Consider the following 16,085-nt stretch of genomic DNA (forward strand, 5'->3'; position numbering starts at 1 on the left):
GTGCCGGTGCCGGAGGCGGCGGGCGCGGCGCCGCCGGCGCCCGGGCCGTCGCCGTCGCCCGGGCTGAGCCGCCCCATCCAGCGTGCGGGCCAGGTCGCGCGGGGGCCGAAGTCCCAGGTGGTCTTGGGCAGCAGGAAGCCGCGGCGGGCCGCGGTGACCACGATCAGCAGTCCGGTGAGGCCGCCCAGCAGCGAGGTGAACTCCACTCCGAGGAAGGCGTTGTAGAGCACCGAGGGGATCGTCATGGAGAAGGCCGCGAACAGCGCGAACGGCCACACTTGCAGGCCATCGGCGAAGCGGCGGCGCTCGCCGTAGAAGCCGCACAGCAGGCAGCACAGGAACAGCGGGATCAGCGTGCCGGTGATGCCGTGCACGACCGCCGTTTGCAGCCCGATCCGCTCGACAAGATCGGGCACCGCCCAGCCCAGTTCCTGTGCCCGCTGTTCAACGGCCGCCGAGCCGGCGAGCCCGCCGTCGACGCCGACCAGGATGGGGGTGCCCACTGCGCCGAAGCTGACCGGGGTGCTCTGGATGATCAGCCCCACCAGCACCGCGGCCATGGCGGGAAAACCCAGGGCCAGCAGCAGCGGCGCCACGATCGCGGCGGGCGTGCCGAACCCCGAGGCGCCCTCGATGAAGCTGCCGAACAGCCAGCCGATGATGATCGCCTGGATGCGGCGGTCGGCGCTGATACCGGTGAAGGTGGCGCGGATGGTGTGGATCGCGCCGCTCTTGGTGAGGGTGGCGAGCAGCAGCAACGCGCCGAAGATGATGTAGAGCAGGCCCGCGGCCAGGATCAGCCCTTGCACCGTGGAAGCGGCGACCGCCGCCCACTCGACCTGCCACACGGTCACGGCGATGATGACGACAACGGCGTAGCCGGCGGGCATCGCGTACTTGGCCGGCCAGCGCAGGCCGACGAGCAGGACGCCGACGACCAGGATCGGTGCGATGGCGAACAGGCTGAGCACGGCGAGGCTGTCCATCCGCTTCACTCCTGGGGGAAGTACACAGTATGCAGTACGCATTACTACGCCGTGAACTTTAGATCACGTCATCCCACCGGGTAAAGGGCACAGTGTGGCCGAGGCCACATCACAGACCACGCCGAACCACAACACGGACCACGGAAATCCGGATCAGCGGACCTTCGGGCCTGCGGGCCTGCGGGTCCGGGGTTCAACCGGTTGGGTCCGGTGCACACCCGCGTACATACCCGCGCGGCGCCCGCAGCCCGGTGCACCCGTGCGTACCGCAGACCGGCCGCCGCGCTCGCGGGCGCGGCGGCCGGGCGGGGTCAGCCGTTGGGGCCGCCGCCCACCGTGGTCTTCTGCACCTGCAGCAGGAACTCGGTGTTGCTCTTGCTGTCCTTCATCCGCTCCAGCAGCAGTTCCAGAGCCTGCTGGATGTCGAGGGCGTTCAGCACGCGGCGGAGCTTCCAGACGATCTGGAGCTCCTCGCCCGACATCAGGATCTCCTCCTTGCGGGTGCTGGAGGAAATGACGTCGACCGCCGGGAAGATCCGCTTGTCCGACAGGGAGCGGTTCAGCTTCAGCTCCATGTTGCCGGTGCCCTTGAACTCCTCGAAGATGACCTCGTCCATCCGCGAGCCGGTCTCGACCAGCGCGGTGGCCAGAATGGTCAGCGAGCCGCCGTTCTCGATGTTGCGGGCGGCACCGAAGAACCGCTTGGGCGGGTAGAGCGCCGTGGAGTCGACACCACCGGAGAGGATACGCCCGCTCGCCGGCGCGGCGAGGTTGTAGGCGCGTCCGAGCCGCGTGATGGAGTCGAGCAGCACCACCACGTCCAGGCCCATCTCGACGAGCCGCTTGGCCCGGTCGATGGCGAGCTCGGCCACTGTGGTGTGGTCCTCGGCGGGGCGGTCGAAGGTCGAGTGGATGACCTCGCCCTTGACCGTGCGCTGCATGTCGGTGACCTCTTCCGGCCGCTCGTCGACGAGCACGACCATCAGGTGGGTCTCCGGGTTGTTCTCGGTGATCGCGTTGGCGATCGACTGCAGCACCATGGTCTTGCCGGCCTTCGGCGGCGAGACGATGAGCCCGCGCTGGCCCTTGCCGATGGGGGCCACCAGATCGATGATCCGGGTGGTCAGGATGTTCGGCTCGGTCTCAAGACGCAGCCGGTCCTGCGGGTACAGCGGCACCAGCTTGGAGAACTCCGGCCGGTTGCGCGACTGGTCGGGGGTCATCCCGTTGATGGTGTCGAGGCGGACGAGCGCGTTGAACTTCTCGCGCCGCTCGCCCTCGCGCGGCTGGCGCACGGCACCGGTGATGGCGTCGCCCTTGCGCAGGCCGTTCTTGCGCACCTGGGCCAGCGAGACGTAGACGTCGTTGGCGCCGGGCAGGTAGCCGGTCGTGCGCACGAACGCGTAGTTGTCGAGGATGTCGAGTATGCCGGCGACCGGCAGCAGGACATCGTCGTCGCTCACGACGGGCTCGGGGGTGTCCTGGCGGTCGCGGCCGCGGCGGTCGCGGCGGTCGCGGCGCCGCCCGCGGCGGCGGCCGCCGCTGAAGTCGTCATCGGCGCCGGCGTTGCCGCGGTTGCCGCCGCCCTGCTGCCCGCTGTCCTGCCCCTTGTCCTGGCCGCCCTTGTCCTGGCTCTGCGGCTGGGAGTCGGCGGCGGAGTCGTCGCGGTTGCGGTTGCGCCGGTTGCGCTGGCGGTCGCGGCTGTTGCCCTGGCCGGACTGACCGCCCTGACCGGACTGGCTACCGCCCTGCTGCTGGCCGGACTGGCCGCCGCTCTGGGAGTCGGGGCCGCTCTTCTGGGAATTGGATGTCTTCGTCACACTGCTCGCGGGGGTAGTAGTGGGGTCGGTACCGTCCGGGGTCCGGTTCTGGTCTGCGGAGTCGTCGCCGCGCTTGCGCGAGGTCCGCCGGCTGCGGGCCCCCTTGTCGGAGCGGTCGGCCTGGCCGGGCTCGGTGCCGCGCCCGCCCGCGGGCTCAGCGGGCTCGGTCTTGGCCGCGGGGGCCGGCTCGGTCTTGGCGGCAGCGGCGGGCTCGGCCGCCGGAGCGCCGGAACCGGCGCCGGAGTCGGCCTCCTTGTCCGGACGGTCCGCGGACTTCTTCGGCGCGCCGTCGGACTGCGGTGCGGAAACGGGCCCGCCCTGCTTGGCCTCGATGGCGGCGATGATGTCGTTCTTGCGCATCCGCCCGGTGCCCGTGATACCGAGACTCGACGCCAGCCGCTGCAGCTCGGTCAGCTTCAGCGCCGACAGACCGGTGGCGCCGGTTCGGGGCCGGGACCTGGACGGCGTGCTCTTTCTCGACGAGGTCGCGGCGTCGCCGGCGTCCGCAGCGGACGCGGTCGTCTCTTGCTGCTTACTGACCGCCGCGTCCGTGTGGAGTTCGGTGGTGTCGCTCACTAAGGGTCCTTCCCAAGGAGCGGGCTCAGGCCGTCATCGTGTCGAACGGCCGGCCCGGTGGTGCGAACCGGCGGGGGCCGGGTCGGGCATGCCCCACGCGGATGTTTCGGGAACCGTCGATCCCCTACCCGATCGCGGCGGGCTCTGGGTATAGCCAGGCGTGAGGGCGCTGAGTCCAAAGGTGCTGCCCGTGAACACTGCCGCCGCCCTCGTCGCACGAGTCGGCGGCACAGTCAGGGTGGACGGAGTCACGGGAGCGCCGCGAACTCAACACAGTGATAACCGTGCGCAGTGATCGCATGGCCAAGACCACGTACACCTTGGACGCGGAAAACACTGTGGCGGATGAGCACACGCCCCGCATCGGGGCATCTGGTGCTTCACTCAGCCTAACATCACCGGAGCCCACAGCTATTCCTTGACACAGGTCTATGAACGGGGAGTTTCGATCCACGCTCCTGCCAGATCCATGGCTAAGGGGCGTATGTGCCAATGTTTACCCGTCCGCTCTCGAATTGAACCAACCAGGTCGTCACTGATTTGCGCGGCATCCCCCTCTTCCGCCGACGTCGTACCGCCTGTGTCCGTGCCGGATTCGGCCAGGACGAGCACCGTGGGTCCGGCACCGGAGACCACCGCCGCCAGTCCGGCGTCTTTGCGCAGCTCACGAACAATGCGGATGGTCTCCGGCATTGCCGGTTCGCGGTAGCGCTCGTGCAACCGGTCCTCGGTGGCTTCCAGCAGGAGTTCCGGTTGGCCGGAAACGGCCGCGACGAGCAGTGCCGCGCGGCCGGCCGTGAATGCGGCGTCGGCGTGCGGCACCGATGCCGGCAGCAACCCGCGCGCCTGCTCGGTGGACAGCCGTTCCCCGGGTACGCAGACGATCGGGCGCAGCCGCGCCGAGGGCGCCACCGCCGCGGCCCGCCAGTCGCCGGCGCCGCGCCAGGCGACCGTGAACCCGCCGTAGACGCAGGCGGCCACGTTGTCGGGGTGGCCCTCGATCTCCGCCGCCAACCGGAACACCCGGTCACGGTCCAACCGCTCGGGCGCGGGCCCGCCGTTCAGCAGGGCCGTGGCGGCGCTGACCCCGGCCACGATGGCCGCGGCCGAGGAACCCAGTCCGCGGCCGTGCGGGATGCGGTTGGTGCAGCGCAGGTGCAGTCCCGGCAACCGCTCCCCCGCCGCATCGAAGGCGGCCCGCATGGCCCGCACAACAAGGTGGGAATCGTCGAGCGGTACCTCGCCGGCGCCTTCGCCTTCGGCTTCGACGGTCAGCCCGCCGCCGGTGAGCCGGACGGAGACCTCGTCGTAAAGGCCCAGCGCCAGGCCGAGGGAGTCGAACCCCGGACCGAGGTTCGCGCTGGTGGCGGGGGTGCGGACGTGCACCCCTGCGGGGCGCGTCTGGGGCATGTGCGGTGCTCTTTCTTCGGGGCAGGACCGGCCGCTGGAACGCGCCACCGCGGGACCGGGCGGGACACGGTGCGGCGCAGGGGTGCTCGCTGCGGCGCCGGTGCGGATCAGGCCAGGCCGAGCGCCGATGCCGCGGCGTGGGCGTCGACGGGCACGGTCGTGGCGGTGGAGGCTCCGGCCAGCGCCCAGTCGGGGTCCTTCAGGCCGTTGCCGGTCACCGTGCAGACCACGCGGGTGCCGCGCTCGATGTGGCCGGCCTCGACCGCCTGCAGGAGCCCGGCGACGCTCGCGGCGGAGGCGAGTTCGACGAACACGCCTTCCTCGGCGGCGAGCATCCGGTAGGCGGCCAGGATCTTGCGGTCGGTGACCGAGTCGATGCGCCCGCCGGAGTCGTCGCGTGCCTGCTCGGCGTAGGCCCACGACGCCGGATTGCCGATCCGGATGGCGGTGGCGATGGTGCGCGGCTGTTCGACGGGGGCGCCGGACACGATCGGCGCCGACCCGCTGGCCTGGAAACCGAACATGCGCGGCGCGGACGCCGAGACGCCGGAGTCGGCGTACTCGCGGTAGCCCATCCAGTAGGCGCTGATGTTGCCTGCGTTGCCCACCGGCAGGCAGTGCACCGCGGGGGCGTCGCCGAGCGCGTCGACGACCTCGAACGCCGCGGTCTTCTGCCCCTGCAGCCGGTAGGGGTTGACCGAATTCACCAGCGCAACGGGGTAGTCGACCGAGAGTTTGCGGGCGAGTTCGAGGCAGTCGTCGAAGTTTCCGTCGATCTGCAGCAGTTTCGCGCCGTGCACGAGCGCCTGGGCGAGCTTGCCCATGGCGATCTTGCCCTGGGGCACCAGCACCGCGCAGGTCATGCCGGCCCGGACCGCATAGGCTGCGGCGCTGGCACTGGTATTGCCGGTGGAGGCGCAGATGACGGCCTTTGCGCCTTCTTCGCCGGCCTTGGTGATGGCCATGGTCATGCCGCGGTCCTTGAAGGACCCGGTGGGGTTGAGGCCCTCGACCTTGAGGAACACCTCGCACCCCGTCAGCTCCGATACCCGGGTGGCGGGAACCAGCGGGGTTCCGCCCTCCTGCAGGGTGACGACCGAGGTGTTCGCTGCGACAGGGAGACGGTCGCGGTACTCCTCGACGACTCCCCGCCACGCCCTTGCCATGCTCACGACAGGGCCCTTTCGAAATGGGTGGACATGCTTATGAGCTTCAGCGGATGAGCACACGCCCGGCGCGCGGACCGCCCCCGCGGATGTACGCGGCAGCGGCGGCGGACGCCTTGCGGTTTTGACCGCGCGGCCTTGCCCCGAGTCTAGAGCCCGGCGCAGGCGGGACGTGCATCCGCTGCCCGTCATCTCAGCAGTTGGGACGGTGTTTTCGGACGCCGCGCCACCGCCGGGCGCGGGCGGCACCCGCCGGCGCAGGGACGGGCCCGGCGCCGGCGGGTGCCCGCCCGGCCCGAGGGGCGGCTCAGGCATCGCCGGAAAACGCCTCGACCCGCATCACGCTGGCCACCGACCGCACCATGTCCAGCCCGCGCAGCCGCTCGACCGTCTCGGTGAGTGCGGCGTCGGGGGCGACGTGGCTGACCAGCACGAGCTGGGCGTCCTCGCCGGACCCCTCCTGGCGGACGTTCTTGATGGAGACGCCCATCTCGGCGAAGACCTCGGCGACCCGGGCGAGCACACCGGGGCGGTCGGCCACGTCCAGGGCGATGTGGTACCGGGTGATGGTCTTGCCCATGGGGTGCACCGGCAGGCCGGTGTCGTGGGCGCCCTCGCCGGTGGCCGTGCGGGCCAGCCGGTTGCGGGCCACCGCGACGAGGTCGCCGAGCACGGCGCTGGCCGTGGGCCCGCCCCCGGCGCCGGGACCGTAGAACATCAGCCGGCCGGCGGACTCGGCCTCGACGAACACCGCGTTGTAGGCCTCGGTGACCGCGGCCAGCGGGTGCTCGCGCGGCAGCATCACCGGGTGGACGCGCACCCCCACCGAGGAGCCGTCCGCGGCGCGCTGGCAGATCGCCAGGAGTTTGACCACGCACCCCATCTCCTTGGCGCTGGCGATGTCGCCGGCGGAGACCTCGGTGATTCCCTCGCGGTGCACGTCGGCCGCTGTGACGTGCTGGGTGTGGAAGGCCAGCCGCGCCAGGATCGCGGCCTTGGCCGCGGCGTCGAACCCCTCGACGTCGGCGGTGGGGTCGGCCTCGGCGTAACCGAGGGTCTGGGCCTCCTCCAGCGACTCCGCGAACCCGGCGCCCTGGCTGTCCATCCGGTCCAGGATGAAGTTGGTCGTGCCGTTGACGATGCCCAGCACCCGCTGGACCCGGTCGCCGGCCAGCGAGTCGCGCAACGGGCGCAGCAGCGGGATCGCGCCCGCCACCGCGGCCTCGTAGTAAATGTCGACACCGGCCTCGCGTGCGGCGCCGAGCAGCGTGGCGCCGTCCTCGGCCAGCAGCGCCTTGTTCGCGGTGACAACGGACTTGCCGGCCTTGACGGCCTCCAGGATCAGCGAACGGGCGGGTTCGATACCGCCGATGACCTCCACCACGACATCGATGTCGGTACGGGTCACCAGGGCCGTGGCGTCGGTGGTGAAAAGTTCCGGATCGACACCTGTGCCGCGGTCGCGCCCCAGGCGCCGCACCGCGATCCCGCCGATCTCCAGGGGTGTTCCCACGCGTGCGGCGAGCTCGGACATCTGCTGCTCGACAAGCCGCACCACTTCAGCACCCACAACGCCGCATCCCAGCAGCGCCACCTTCATCGCCATAGGGGGGTGACTCCCAGTTCTGTCACGTCGTGCCGTCCACTTCGCTTGCCACCGGACCGCGGGCGCGGGCGCCCGGCCGAGGGCGGGTCTGCTGCGCGGCACCCCGCCGCGCCGCGCGGCAGCGGTGCTGCGCGCCGGGAGCAGAGCGCACGCGAGTGATGCGAGTACGCCGCCCGCCGCGGACCGAACCCGTCAGACACGCCCTGGGTCAGCCTACGTCCAAGCGCAGCAGGTCCTCTTCGGTCTCCCTGCGCACCAGCGTCCGCGGCACGCCGTCGCGCACCGCCACCAGGGCCGGACGGGGCAGATGGTTGTAGTTGCTGGCCATGGAGAAGCAGTAGGCGCCGGTCGCGGCGACGGCTACCAGGTCGCCCGGTCGCACGTCAGCGGGCAGGTGCAGGTCGTGCACGATGATGTCGCCGCTCTCGCAGTGCTTGCCGACCAGCCGCGACAGCACCGGCTCGGCGCTGCTGGCGCGCGACACAAGCGCGCAGGTGTACTCGGCGCCGTACAGGGCGGTGCGGATGTTGTCGCTCATGCCGCCGTCGACGCTGACGTAGGTGCGGATGCCCTCGACGTCCTTGACGGTGCCAACCTCGTAGACGGTGATACCGGCCGGACCGGCCAGGGCGCGGCCCGGCTCGACCGCGACGCGCGGCATCGGCAGGCCGTGGGCGTCGCATTCGCGCTGCACGATGTCCAGCAGACTCTTGGCGATGGTCTCGGGCTCCAGCGGGGTGTCGTCCGGGACGTAGGCGATGCCCAGCCCGCCGCCCAGATCCAGCTCCGACAGCTCGGCGCCGGTCTCGCGGTGGATGGTGGTGAGGAACTCGGTGACGCGGCGGGCGGCCACCTCGAACCCGGCGGTGTCGAAGATCTGCGAGCCGATGTGGGAGTGCAGGCCGACCAGTTCGATGTGCTCGCTGGCCAGCAGGCGGTGCACGGCCTCGGCGGCGGCGCCGGTGCTCAGCGCCAAGCCGAACTTCTGGTCGTCGTGGGCGGTGGCGACGAACTCGTGGGTGTGAGCCTCCACACCGGTGGTTACGCGCACCAGCACCTTGGGGATGCGGCCGGCTTCGGCGGCGATGTGTTCGAGGCGGTCGATCTCATCGAAGGAGTCGACGATGATGCGGCCCACCCCGGCCTCCACGGCGCGGGCCAGTTCGGCAGTGGACTTGTTGTTGCCGTGCATGCCGATGCGTTCGGGCGGCATGCCCGCGGCGAGCGCCACGGTCAGCTCGCCGCCGCTGCACACGTCGAGCTTGAGCCCTTCCTCGTGCACCCACCGGACGATGGCCTTGGTGAGCAGGGCCTTGCCCGCGTAGTAGACGTCGGCCCCGGCGTCGCTGAAGGCGCGGCGGTAGCCGCGGGCGCGGTTGCGGAAGTCCTCCTCGTCGAGGACGAACAGCGGGGTGCCGTACTCGGCGGCGAGGCGGCCCACGGCGGCGCCACCGATGGCCAACTCACCGCCCGCGCCGCTGCGCTGGGCGGTGGCCGGCCACACGCGCGGATCCAGCCGCATGAGGTCGTGCGGAGGACTGGGCGGGTGCTCCTCGGGCAGAACCTCCGCGTGGCGCGGGCCGGCGGGGTGGGCGTAACGGCTCATGGTGTGTCTCTCGGCGTATCGGCGGGTGCGGCGGGGTGGTCGGCGGTCGGCGGGGTCGGGCGCGGGTCGGCGAGTGCGGCGGGGTCGGGGCCGGGGGCCGGTGCGGCTGCCGGGCGCCCGGGGGCGCCGGGCCGTCCGGGGTCTCCGGGGCCGGCGCGGGCATCCGCAGTGCCCGGGGAATTCCCGTGCAGCAGCGGCCGGACCGCTCATTGGGACCGGAGTCGTCACAGCCTTGTGGGCGCGGACACACCGAGCAGGAGCAGCCCCGCTTGCAGGACACCGGCCGCCGCGGCGCACAACTGCAGCCGCTCGGACGCCGGCGCAGCGGTGGACGCGGTGCCTGCGGCCTCGGAGCAAAACGCGGTCTCGGCGGTGAAGCCGCCACCGGATTCCCACCACTCATGGTAGGCAGTCGCGAGGCCTTCGAGGTATCGCACCAGCATATGGGGTTCGCTACGCCGCTCGGCGGCGAGCAGCACCAGAGGCCCGTCAAACAACACCGCGGCAAGCCCGGCGGCGGCTGGATCGGCCAGCAGCGCGGCTGTGGGTGGGGGGGTGTCGGGGGTGGTGGTATCGGCGCCGGTGGCGGTGTCGCCGGAGGCGCCGGTGCCGGTGCCGGGCGGAGCGGGGGTATCCGAATCAGTGGCGGTGTCGGCGCGGCTGCCGGTGCCCGCGGCGGTGTCGGCACCAGTCGGGACGACTGCACCCGCATCAGCCGCGGTGTCGGCACCGGAACCGGTGCCCGCAGTAGGACCGGCAGCGGAACCGGTGCCCGCGGCGGTGTCGGCACCGGAACCGGTGTCGGCGGCGGTGTCAGCACCAGGCGGGACGACTGCACCCGCATCAGCGGCGGCATCGACACCACTTCCGGTGCCCGCAGTGGTGTCAGCACCCGAACCGGTGTCGGCACCCTTATCGGTGCCCGCGGTAGGACCGGCAGCGGAACCGGTGTCGGCACCGGTATCAGCGCCCGGCCGGGATTGCGTGCTGGCCGGCCGCCCGCGCGGACCGGAAATGCCCTGGTCGGCGGGCTGATCGATGGCCTGTTCGGTGGGCCGGTCGGCAGGCCAATCGGTGGCCTGTTCCGTGTCCTCGGTTGCCCGTTCGATGACCCGTTCGGTGGGCTGGTCCGTGGCCTGGCCAGTGGTCTGTTCGGTGGCCGGGTCCGCGCCCTGATCGCCGGCCCAGTACGGGGACCGGCTGGCGGGCCGGTCGGCGGGCTCGGCGCGCTGCGCGTCGCGTATCCACCCGAGGGTCGCGACGGCGTGGGCGTGGGCGTAGCGGACCGCGAACGCCGGGTTGGCATGGGTACCGAGTGCCCAGGCGCCGGGGCGCTCGGCGGTGGGTACGGCGGGCAGGTCCGGGCCGGTCTCCTCGCCGGGCCGCGGAGACTCGACCGCCGAGCGGCAGAACGCGTAGCGCGCGCTCGCCTCGCCGACGACCGCGAGCAGCCGGGCCGCGGCCGTCTCACCGCCACCGGGCTCCGGGAGGCCGCCGGGGCCCGGGCCGTCCAGATAGGGATCGCGCCAGGAGGTGCCACCGCCCTCCTGCACACCGGCGGGGGGCGCACCGTGCCGCGGCGCCGCCGCGGCGGCGCGCATGCTGTGGCGGGCGTCCTCGCGCGCCCAGTGCCGTGCCTCGTCGACGGTGGCCGCCTCGTGCAGCGCGGAGAGCGGCACGGCCGACGCAGCGGAGGCGGCTGGGGCGGCGGACGGGCTTGCGGCACCGCGGCCACGAGCGTGACGAGACTCCCCGGGTGCGCCGGCGGAGCCGAAGGAACCCGAGGAACCGGAGCCAACGGAAGTATGAGGAGTGCCGGAAGCGCCAGAGCCGTCGGAAGTATCGGTGCTGCCGAAAGCGCCCGGAGCCGCGGACCGCTCGGACCGCTCGGACCGCTCGGACCGCTCGGACCGCTCGGACCGCTCAGCGGAGCGTGCCGCTGCAAGAGAGCCGCGCAGGTAGCCGTCAGCGTCCAGGGCAGCGGTGTGCACCATCGCGGCGCGGGCCTCGGCTGCCACGCTGACACCGACGAACCCGCCGCCCTCGGCGCCGGCCCGGTCCACCTGCGGAAGGTCGCGGAGCCGCTCCGCCACCGCCGCGGCCAGCTCCGGCGCGGAGCGCCCGTGCACGCGCGCCATGCGCAGCGGCAGCGCCGTCGTGTAATGGGCGGTACTCGGCATGGCCCGCCGCGGATCGGCGGCTGGAACGCGGCCCAGCGGGCAGCCGAGAACCTCGGCCATGGCGCTGCGCAGCAGTAAGTCAACCTGCCGCGGACTAGCCCCTTCGGGCCACCACCAAACGCGCGGCTCACCGGACTCGGCCGACCCCCCGATCGGCCCGGCTCGGCCGGATCCGCCGGGCGGTTGACCGGCCCGGACGGGCTGGTCCGGCGCATCCGGACGCTCCGGGCTGTCCGAGCTACCCGAGCCGTCCGAACCGCCCGGATCCTCCAGCCCACCCGGCCCGCCCCGCCCGTTCGCGGCCACGGATCAGCCGGCCCGCTCGGCCCGGCTGCGTTCGGCCAGGTCGCGAACCAGCCGGATCAGTTCGGTGGGGTCGAAGGGCTTGGTCAGATAGGCGTCGACCCCGATCTCCTCACCGCGCCGCATGTCATCGGCCTGAGCGCGCGCGGTGATCAGCAGCACCCGCATCCCGCGGGTCGCCTCGTCCTCGCGCAGCCGCGACGCGGTTACCCACCCATCGAGCCGCGGCATCATGATGTCCAGCGTGATCACATCCGGTTGGATCCCGCCCACGCGGGCGAGGCAGTCCTCACCGTCAACAGCGGTGTGCACCTCGAAGCCTTCGAGCTGCAGGTTGACGGCGATCAGCTGCCTGATCACCTCGTTGTCGTCGACCACCAGTACCCGTGCCAGCGCATCACCCACGGCCGCGAGACTAACGCCCCACCCCCCACCTCCGCTGGCGATCCGCCAACCCCGCCGATATTGCGCGATGCACCCTGTTCCCCCTGCTACTCTTGATGACGCAAAGCGCCCCCTTAGCTCAGGGGATAGAGCAACGGCCTCCGGAGCCGTGTGCGCAGGTTCGAATCCTGCAGGGGGCACCGCATAGATGGGAACACAACTCCGTGTGTTCCTCATCTTCTCCTCTTTCTGCTCGGTTGAGTTCGATTCTGGCCGATCGAGCACCCGCTCCGCCACCTGCCGGAGTTCAGGCACGGTCTCAGCGGCCAACGTCACGCGGATCGTTACCGTGTTGGTGGGCTTGTCGAAGACGATCTCCAGCCGGAACGCTTCGAAGAGCGCGCAGTAGGGCTTCGGGAACCGAAGCCAAGTCCGCCTCTCCTAAAGGCAGCGCTTCGAGTAGTTCGGGAGTCGCATCCTTGGGCGGGGACTCCTTGAGATCCCTGGACGCGCTCGCGGGTATGGCACGGTCCCCTCCCGCGTGCGCGGGGAGCACCCGCACTTCACGCAGACCCAGCCGCCGTCCGGTGGGACCATCCCCGCGTGCGCGGGGAGCACGCCCCCTCTCCTGCGGGCACCCGCCGATGCCCCGGGACCATCCCCGCGTGCGCGGGGAGCACAGGCAGTCTCACTGTGCCTCAGGGGCGCCGTTTGGACCATCCCCGCGTGCGCGGGGAGCACGAGGCGGCGATACCGCCGGCCTGGGCCATCTCGGGACCATCCCCGCGTGCGCGGGGAGCACGGCCCGTGGGTGGTGCTGATGGTGGCCTTCGAGGGACCATCCCCGCGTGCGCGGGGAGCACGCAACGCGGGGCCTCTTTCATGTGCGGACCGGGGGACCATCCCCGCGTGCGCGGGGAGCACACACCCATGGCAGCCGTCACCAACATGCGCGAGGGACCATCCCCGCGTGCGCGGGGAGCACAAACGCACCTGGGAGCGGGTGCGCCGGGGGTGGGGACCATCCCCGCGTGCGCGGGGAGCACGACGACGCTTCACGAGCCGACCCCGCCTTGGAGGGACCATCCCCGCGTGCGCGGGGAGCACACTGAATGACCTGCGCCTTCCCCGAGCCTATAAGCCGATTTCATTCACTTCACTAGAAACCGGCAAAACACCCACCCTTGGTGACGGGCGCGGATCGGATGCGCCGCTTCAAGGCACGGTGATGACCAGCTTTCCCTGCGTGCGGCCGGTCTCGCCCTGGGTGTGGGCTCGGGCGCCTTCGGCTAGAGGGAAGGTGCCGGAGATGTGCGGGCGGAGCCTGTCCTGGGCGGCCAGGTCGGCGATGGCGCGCATCCCGGCATGGTCGTGCTCGACGAGCAGGGTGACGGCGCGGACCTGTGCCTTCTCCGCCGCTGCCGCCGTGTCCTCGGCGCCCGGCACGAGGGAGACGAGCACGCCACCCGGGCGGAGCACGCTCACGGAGCGGGTGGCGGTCGGCCCGCCGAGGGGGTCGAGGACGACGTCGTAGCGCTCCCCGGTGCTGGTGAAGTCCGCAGCGCGGTAGTCGATGCAGGCGTCCGCTCCGAGTTCGCGCAGGAAGTCGTGCTTGGGAGCGCTCGCCGTCCCGGTGACGTGCGCGCCGCGCTCCTTTGCGATCTGGACGGCGAGATGGCCGACACCGCCGGCCGCGGCGTGGATCAGCACCCGCTGCCCGGCCCGCAGGCCCGCGGTGTCGACGAGGGCCTGCCAGGCGGTGAGCGCGGCCAGTGGTAGAGCGGCCGCCTGGACGTGGTCGATCCCGGCCGGCTTGGCGGCGAAGGCGCGGGCGGGTCCGGTCACGTATTCGGCGTGGGAGCCGGCGCCGTGCGGGTAGGGCAGCATGCCGAACACCTCGTCACCGGGCGCGAAGAGGGTGACGCCCAGGCCGGTCTCCACCACGGTGCCGGAGACGTCCCAGCCGAGGGTCAATGACGGGGGCGGCAGGAAGATACTCGCGGCTCGGTGCTTGAAGTCGGTCGGGTTGAGCCCGGCCGCGTGCACGGCGACGAGGATCTCCCCGGGGCCGGGCGCGGGCCGCGGAAGCTCGGTCAGCTGCAGCACCTCGGGGCCGCCGAGGGCCGTCTGGTGCAGGGCGTGCATCACGGGGACGCCCGCCGGGGCAGGGTTCGCGGCGGTGGTCGGGGCGGTGGCCGAGCTCTGGGAGCCGACGTTTTCCGGGATGTCGGTGGAAGTCATGCCTTAATCCTTGCCGAGCGGTCCGGCCCGCTGCGATGGCAAGAAGGTCATCATCCGATACATTCGAGCCATGCTTTCCGCCCCTGGCGCCCCTCCCGCATCCGCTACGCCGTCCCGCGCGCACGACGCCGCAGACCGCGCGGCCGAACCGGATCCGGCTCCGCGGCCCGGCGCCCACAAGGTCGTCGTCCTTGCCCTCGACGGCGTCTACCCCTTTGAACTCGGCATCCCGCACCGGGTCCTGGGGTCGGCCGACTGCCGCTACGAGGTGCTGTCCGCGAGCGTGGACGGGCAACCCGTACGCACCGACTCGGACTTGACCGTCACCCCCGGGCACGGCCCCGAGGTGCTGGCCGAGGCGGACACCGTGGTAATCCCGCCATACTCGATCTCCCCGGCCTCGGCCGCCGCTGCGGACCCGCAGGCCCTCGCCGCCCTGTCCCGCGTCCGCCCCGGCACCCGTCTGGTCTCCATCTGCACCGGCGCCTTTCTACCGGCGGCCGCCGGTCTACTGGACGGGCGCCGGGCCACCATCCACTGGGCGCTCGCCGATGATTTCCAGCAACTGTTCCCGCGGGTCGAACTCGACGCCGACGTGCTATTCATCGATCACGGCGACGTGCTGACCTCCGCCGGGGCGGCGGGCGGTGTCGACGTTTGCCTGCATCTGGTGCGTCAGGACCACGGCAGCGAGGTCGCCAATCAGGTCGCCCGCCGCTGCGTCATGCCGCCGTATCGGGACGGCGGGCAGGCGCAGTATGTCGAGAGGCCGGTGACGCCGACGAGCCGGACCGGTACCGGGCCGACCCGCGACTGGGCGCTCCAGCGACTGCAACTGCCACTGACGCTGGACGAACTCGCAGCGCACGCGGCGATGAGTACCCGTACCTTTGCCCGGCGCTTCCGGCAGGAGACCGGTTTGAGCCCCGGCCGCTGGCTCACTCAGCAGCGCTTGCGGCGGGCGCGGCACCTGCTGGAGTCCACCGGCCTACCGGTGGAACGGGTCGCCCACGAGGTCGGCTTCGCCACCGCCACCTCGCTGCGGCGGCACCTGGCGGCGGAGACGGGGGTCGCCCCGTCGGCCTACCGCCGCACGTTCCGGGCTTCGGGCCCGACCGCGGGCGACGGCAGGGAAGCGCGGGGCGCCGGGGACCGAGAGGACGTTCTCTCCTGATGTACAGCAGTGATGTGCAGTCGACTGGGCGCGAGGGAGCACTCGGACCGCTGCATCTGGCTGAGGAGCGGTTCGTCCCCATGTAGGCGGGGGTGCGGGGAGCACCGTACCCATGCCTCACCGGCGGTGACGAGCTTGGGACCATCCCCGCGTGCCGGGAGCACCCACCCGCCGTGGGCTGGCGCTGATGCGCCGCGGGACCATCCCCACCATCCCTGCACGTGCGGGGAGCATGGCCTGCTGTCCTCCCGCCGCACCGATTCCCGGGGACCATCCCCGCGCGTGCGGGGAGCACGCCGACGAGATCACCGGAGTGAACGCGTCGGAGGGACCATCCCCGCGCGTGCGGGGAGCACTGAAGTTTGCGCTGAATGTTCCCATTTCGCGGGGGACCATCCCCGCGCGTGCGGGGAGCACGAGGTCGATTTGGTGACGGGAACCCGAGTCGTGGGACCATCCCCGCGCGTGCGGGGAGCACCCTGAATGACCTGCGTGTTTTCCTGGCTCACGGCCCGATTTTCCACACTCCTCAAAAATCGGACAATAGCCGCATCCTTTACATAGTAGAGGCCATCAGCCCCTCATTCGGCCCCGCAGCAGCGCCGGCCAACGGCCGAACCACCCCAACCTCAG

At 71.8% G+C, this 16,085-nt stretch carries 9 protein-coding genes, 1 tRNA gene, 1 pseudogene and 1 CRISPR repeat array; of the genes and pseudogenes, 2 read left to right on the forward strand and 9 right to left on the reverse strand.

Annotated elements, in window-relative coordinates:
* The 8 genes and pseudogenes from ACYVD5_RS17935 to ACYVD5_RS17970 all read right to left on the reverse strand — a co-directional run.
* On the reverse strand, window positions 1-986 hold a 986-nt coding region (locus tag ACYVD5_RS17935; protein ID WP_461002218.1), incomplete at its 3' end, for an L-lactate permease.
* A 311-nt stretch (window positions 987-1,297) separates the two neighbouring features.
* Complete coding sequence (gene rho, locus ACYVD5_RS17940; protein WP_461002219.1) at window positions 1,298-3,382, reverse strand: transcription termination factor Rho; 2,085 nt, start codon at window positions 3,380-3,382, stop codon at window positions 1,298-1,300.
* Window positions 3,383-3,811: 429 nt separating this feature from the next.
* Window positions 3,812-4,792, reverse strand: coding sequence for a homoserine kinase (thrB, locus tag ACYVD5_RS17945; protein WP_461002220.1), 981 nt, complete (start codon window positions 4,790-4,792; stop codon window positions 3,812-3,814).
* Window positions 4,793-4,899: 107 nt separating this feature from the next.
* Complete coding sequence (gene thrC, locus ACYVD5_RS17950) at window positions 4,900-5,958, reverse strand: threonine synthase (RefSeq protein ID WP_461002259.1); 1,059 nt, start codon at window positions 5,956-5,958, stop codon at window positions 4,900-4,902.
* 307 nt (window positions 5,959-6,265) lie between these two features.
* A complete protein-coding gene (locus ACYVD5_RS17955; RefSeq protein ID WP_461002221.1) occupies window positions 6,266-7,564 on the reverse strand; it encodes a homoserine dehydrogenase in 1,299 nt (432 codons plus the stop codon).
* Window positions 7,565-7,772: 208 nt separating this feature from the next.
* Window positions 7,773-9,170, reverse strand: a complete 1,398-nt coding sequence (gene lysA, locus ACYVD5_RS17960; protein ID WP_461002222.1) for a diaminopimelate decarboxylase — start codon at window positions 9,168-9,170, stop codon at window positions 7,773-7,775.
* Between the two features lie 224 nt (window positions 9,171-9,394).
* Window positions 9,395-9,685 (reverse strand): annotated as a pseudogene (locus tag ACYVD5_RS17965) (DALR anticodon-binding domain-containing protein); the annotation flags it as partial.
* Window positions 9,686-11,659: 1,974 nt separating this feature from the next.
* Window positions 11,660-12,058, reverse strand: coding sequence for a response regulator transcription factor (locus tag ACYVD5_RS17970; protein ID WP_461002223.1), 399 nt, complete (start codon window positions 12,056-12,058; stop codon window positions 11,660-11,662).
* 107 nt (window positions 12,059-12,165) lie between these two features.
* Between ACYVD5_RS17970 and ACYVD5_RS17975 the strand changes: the two genes are divergently transcribed.
* A tRNA-Arg gene (locus tag ACYVD5_RS17975) sits at window positions 12,166-12,237 on the forward strand.
* Between the two features lie 327 nt (window positions 12,238-12,564).
* Window positions 12,565-13,144: direct repeats of the CRISPR family, unit length 29 nt; unit sequence GGGACCATCCCCGCGTGCGCGGGGAGCAC.
* 108 nt (window positions 13,145-13,252) lie between these two features.
* On the opposite strand, the gene ACYVD5_RS17980 is transcribed toward ACYVD5_RS17975, so the two are convergent.
* Window positions 13,253-14,182, reverse strand: a complete 930-nt coding sequence (locus ACYVD5_RS17980) for an NADP-dependent oxidoreductase (protein WP_461002260.1) — start codon at window positions 14,180-14,182, stop codon at window positions 13,253-13,255.
* A 166-nt stretch (window positions 14,183-14,348) separates the two neighbouring features.
* Here ACYVD5_RS17980 and ACYVD5_RS17985 point away from each other — a divergent pair, with 166 nt between their 5' ends.
* Complete coding sequence (locus ACYVD5_RS17985) at window positions 14,349-15,452, forward strand: GlxA family transcriptional regulator (protein WP_461002224.1); 1,104 nt, start codon at window positions 14,349-14,351, stop codon at window positions 15,450-15,452.
* The last annotated feature ends 633 nt before the right edge of the window (window positions 15,453-16,085 follow it).

It is taken from the genome of Streptomonospora sediminis (assembly GCF_054778995.1).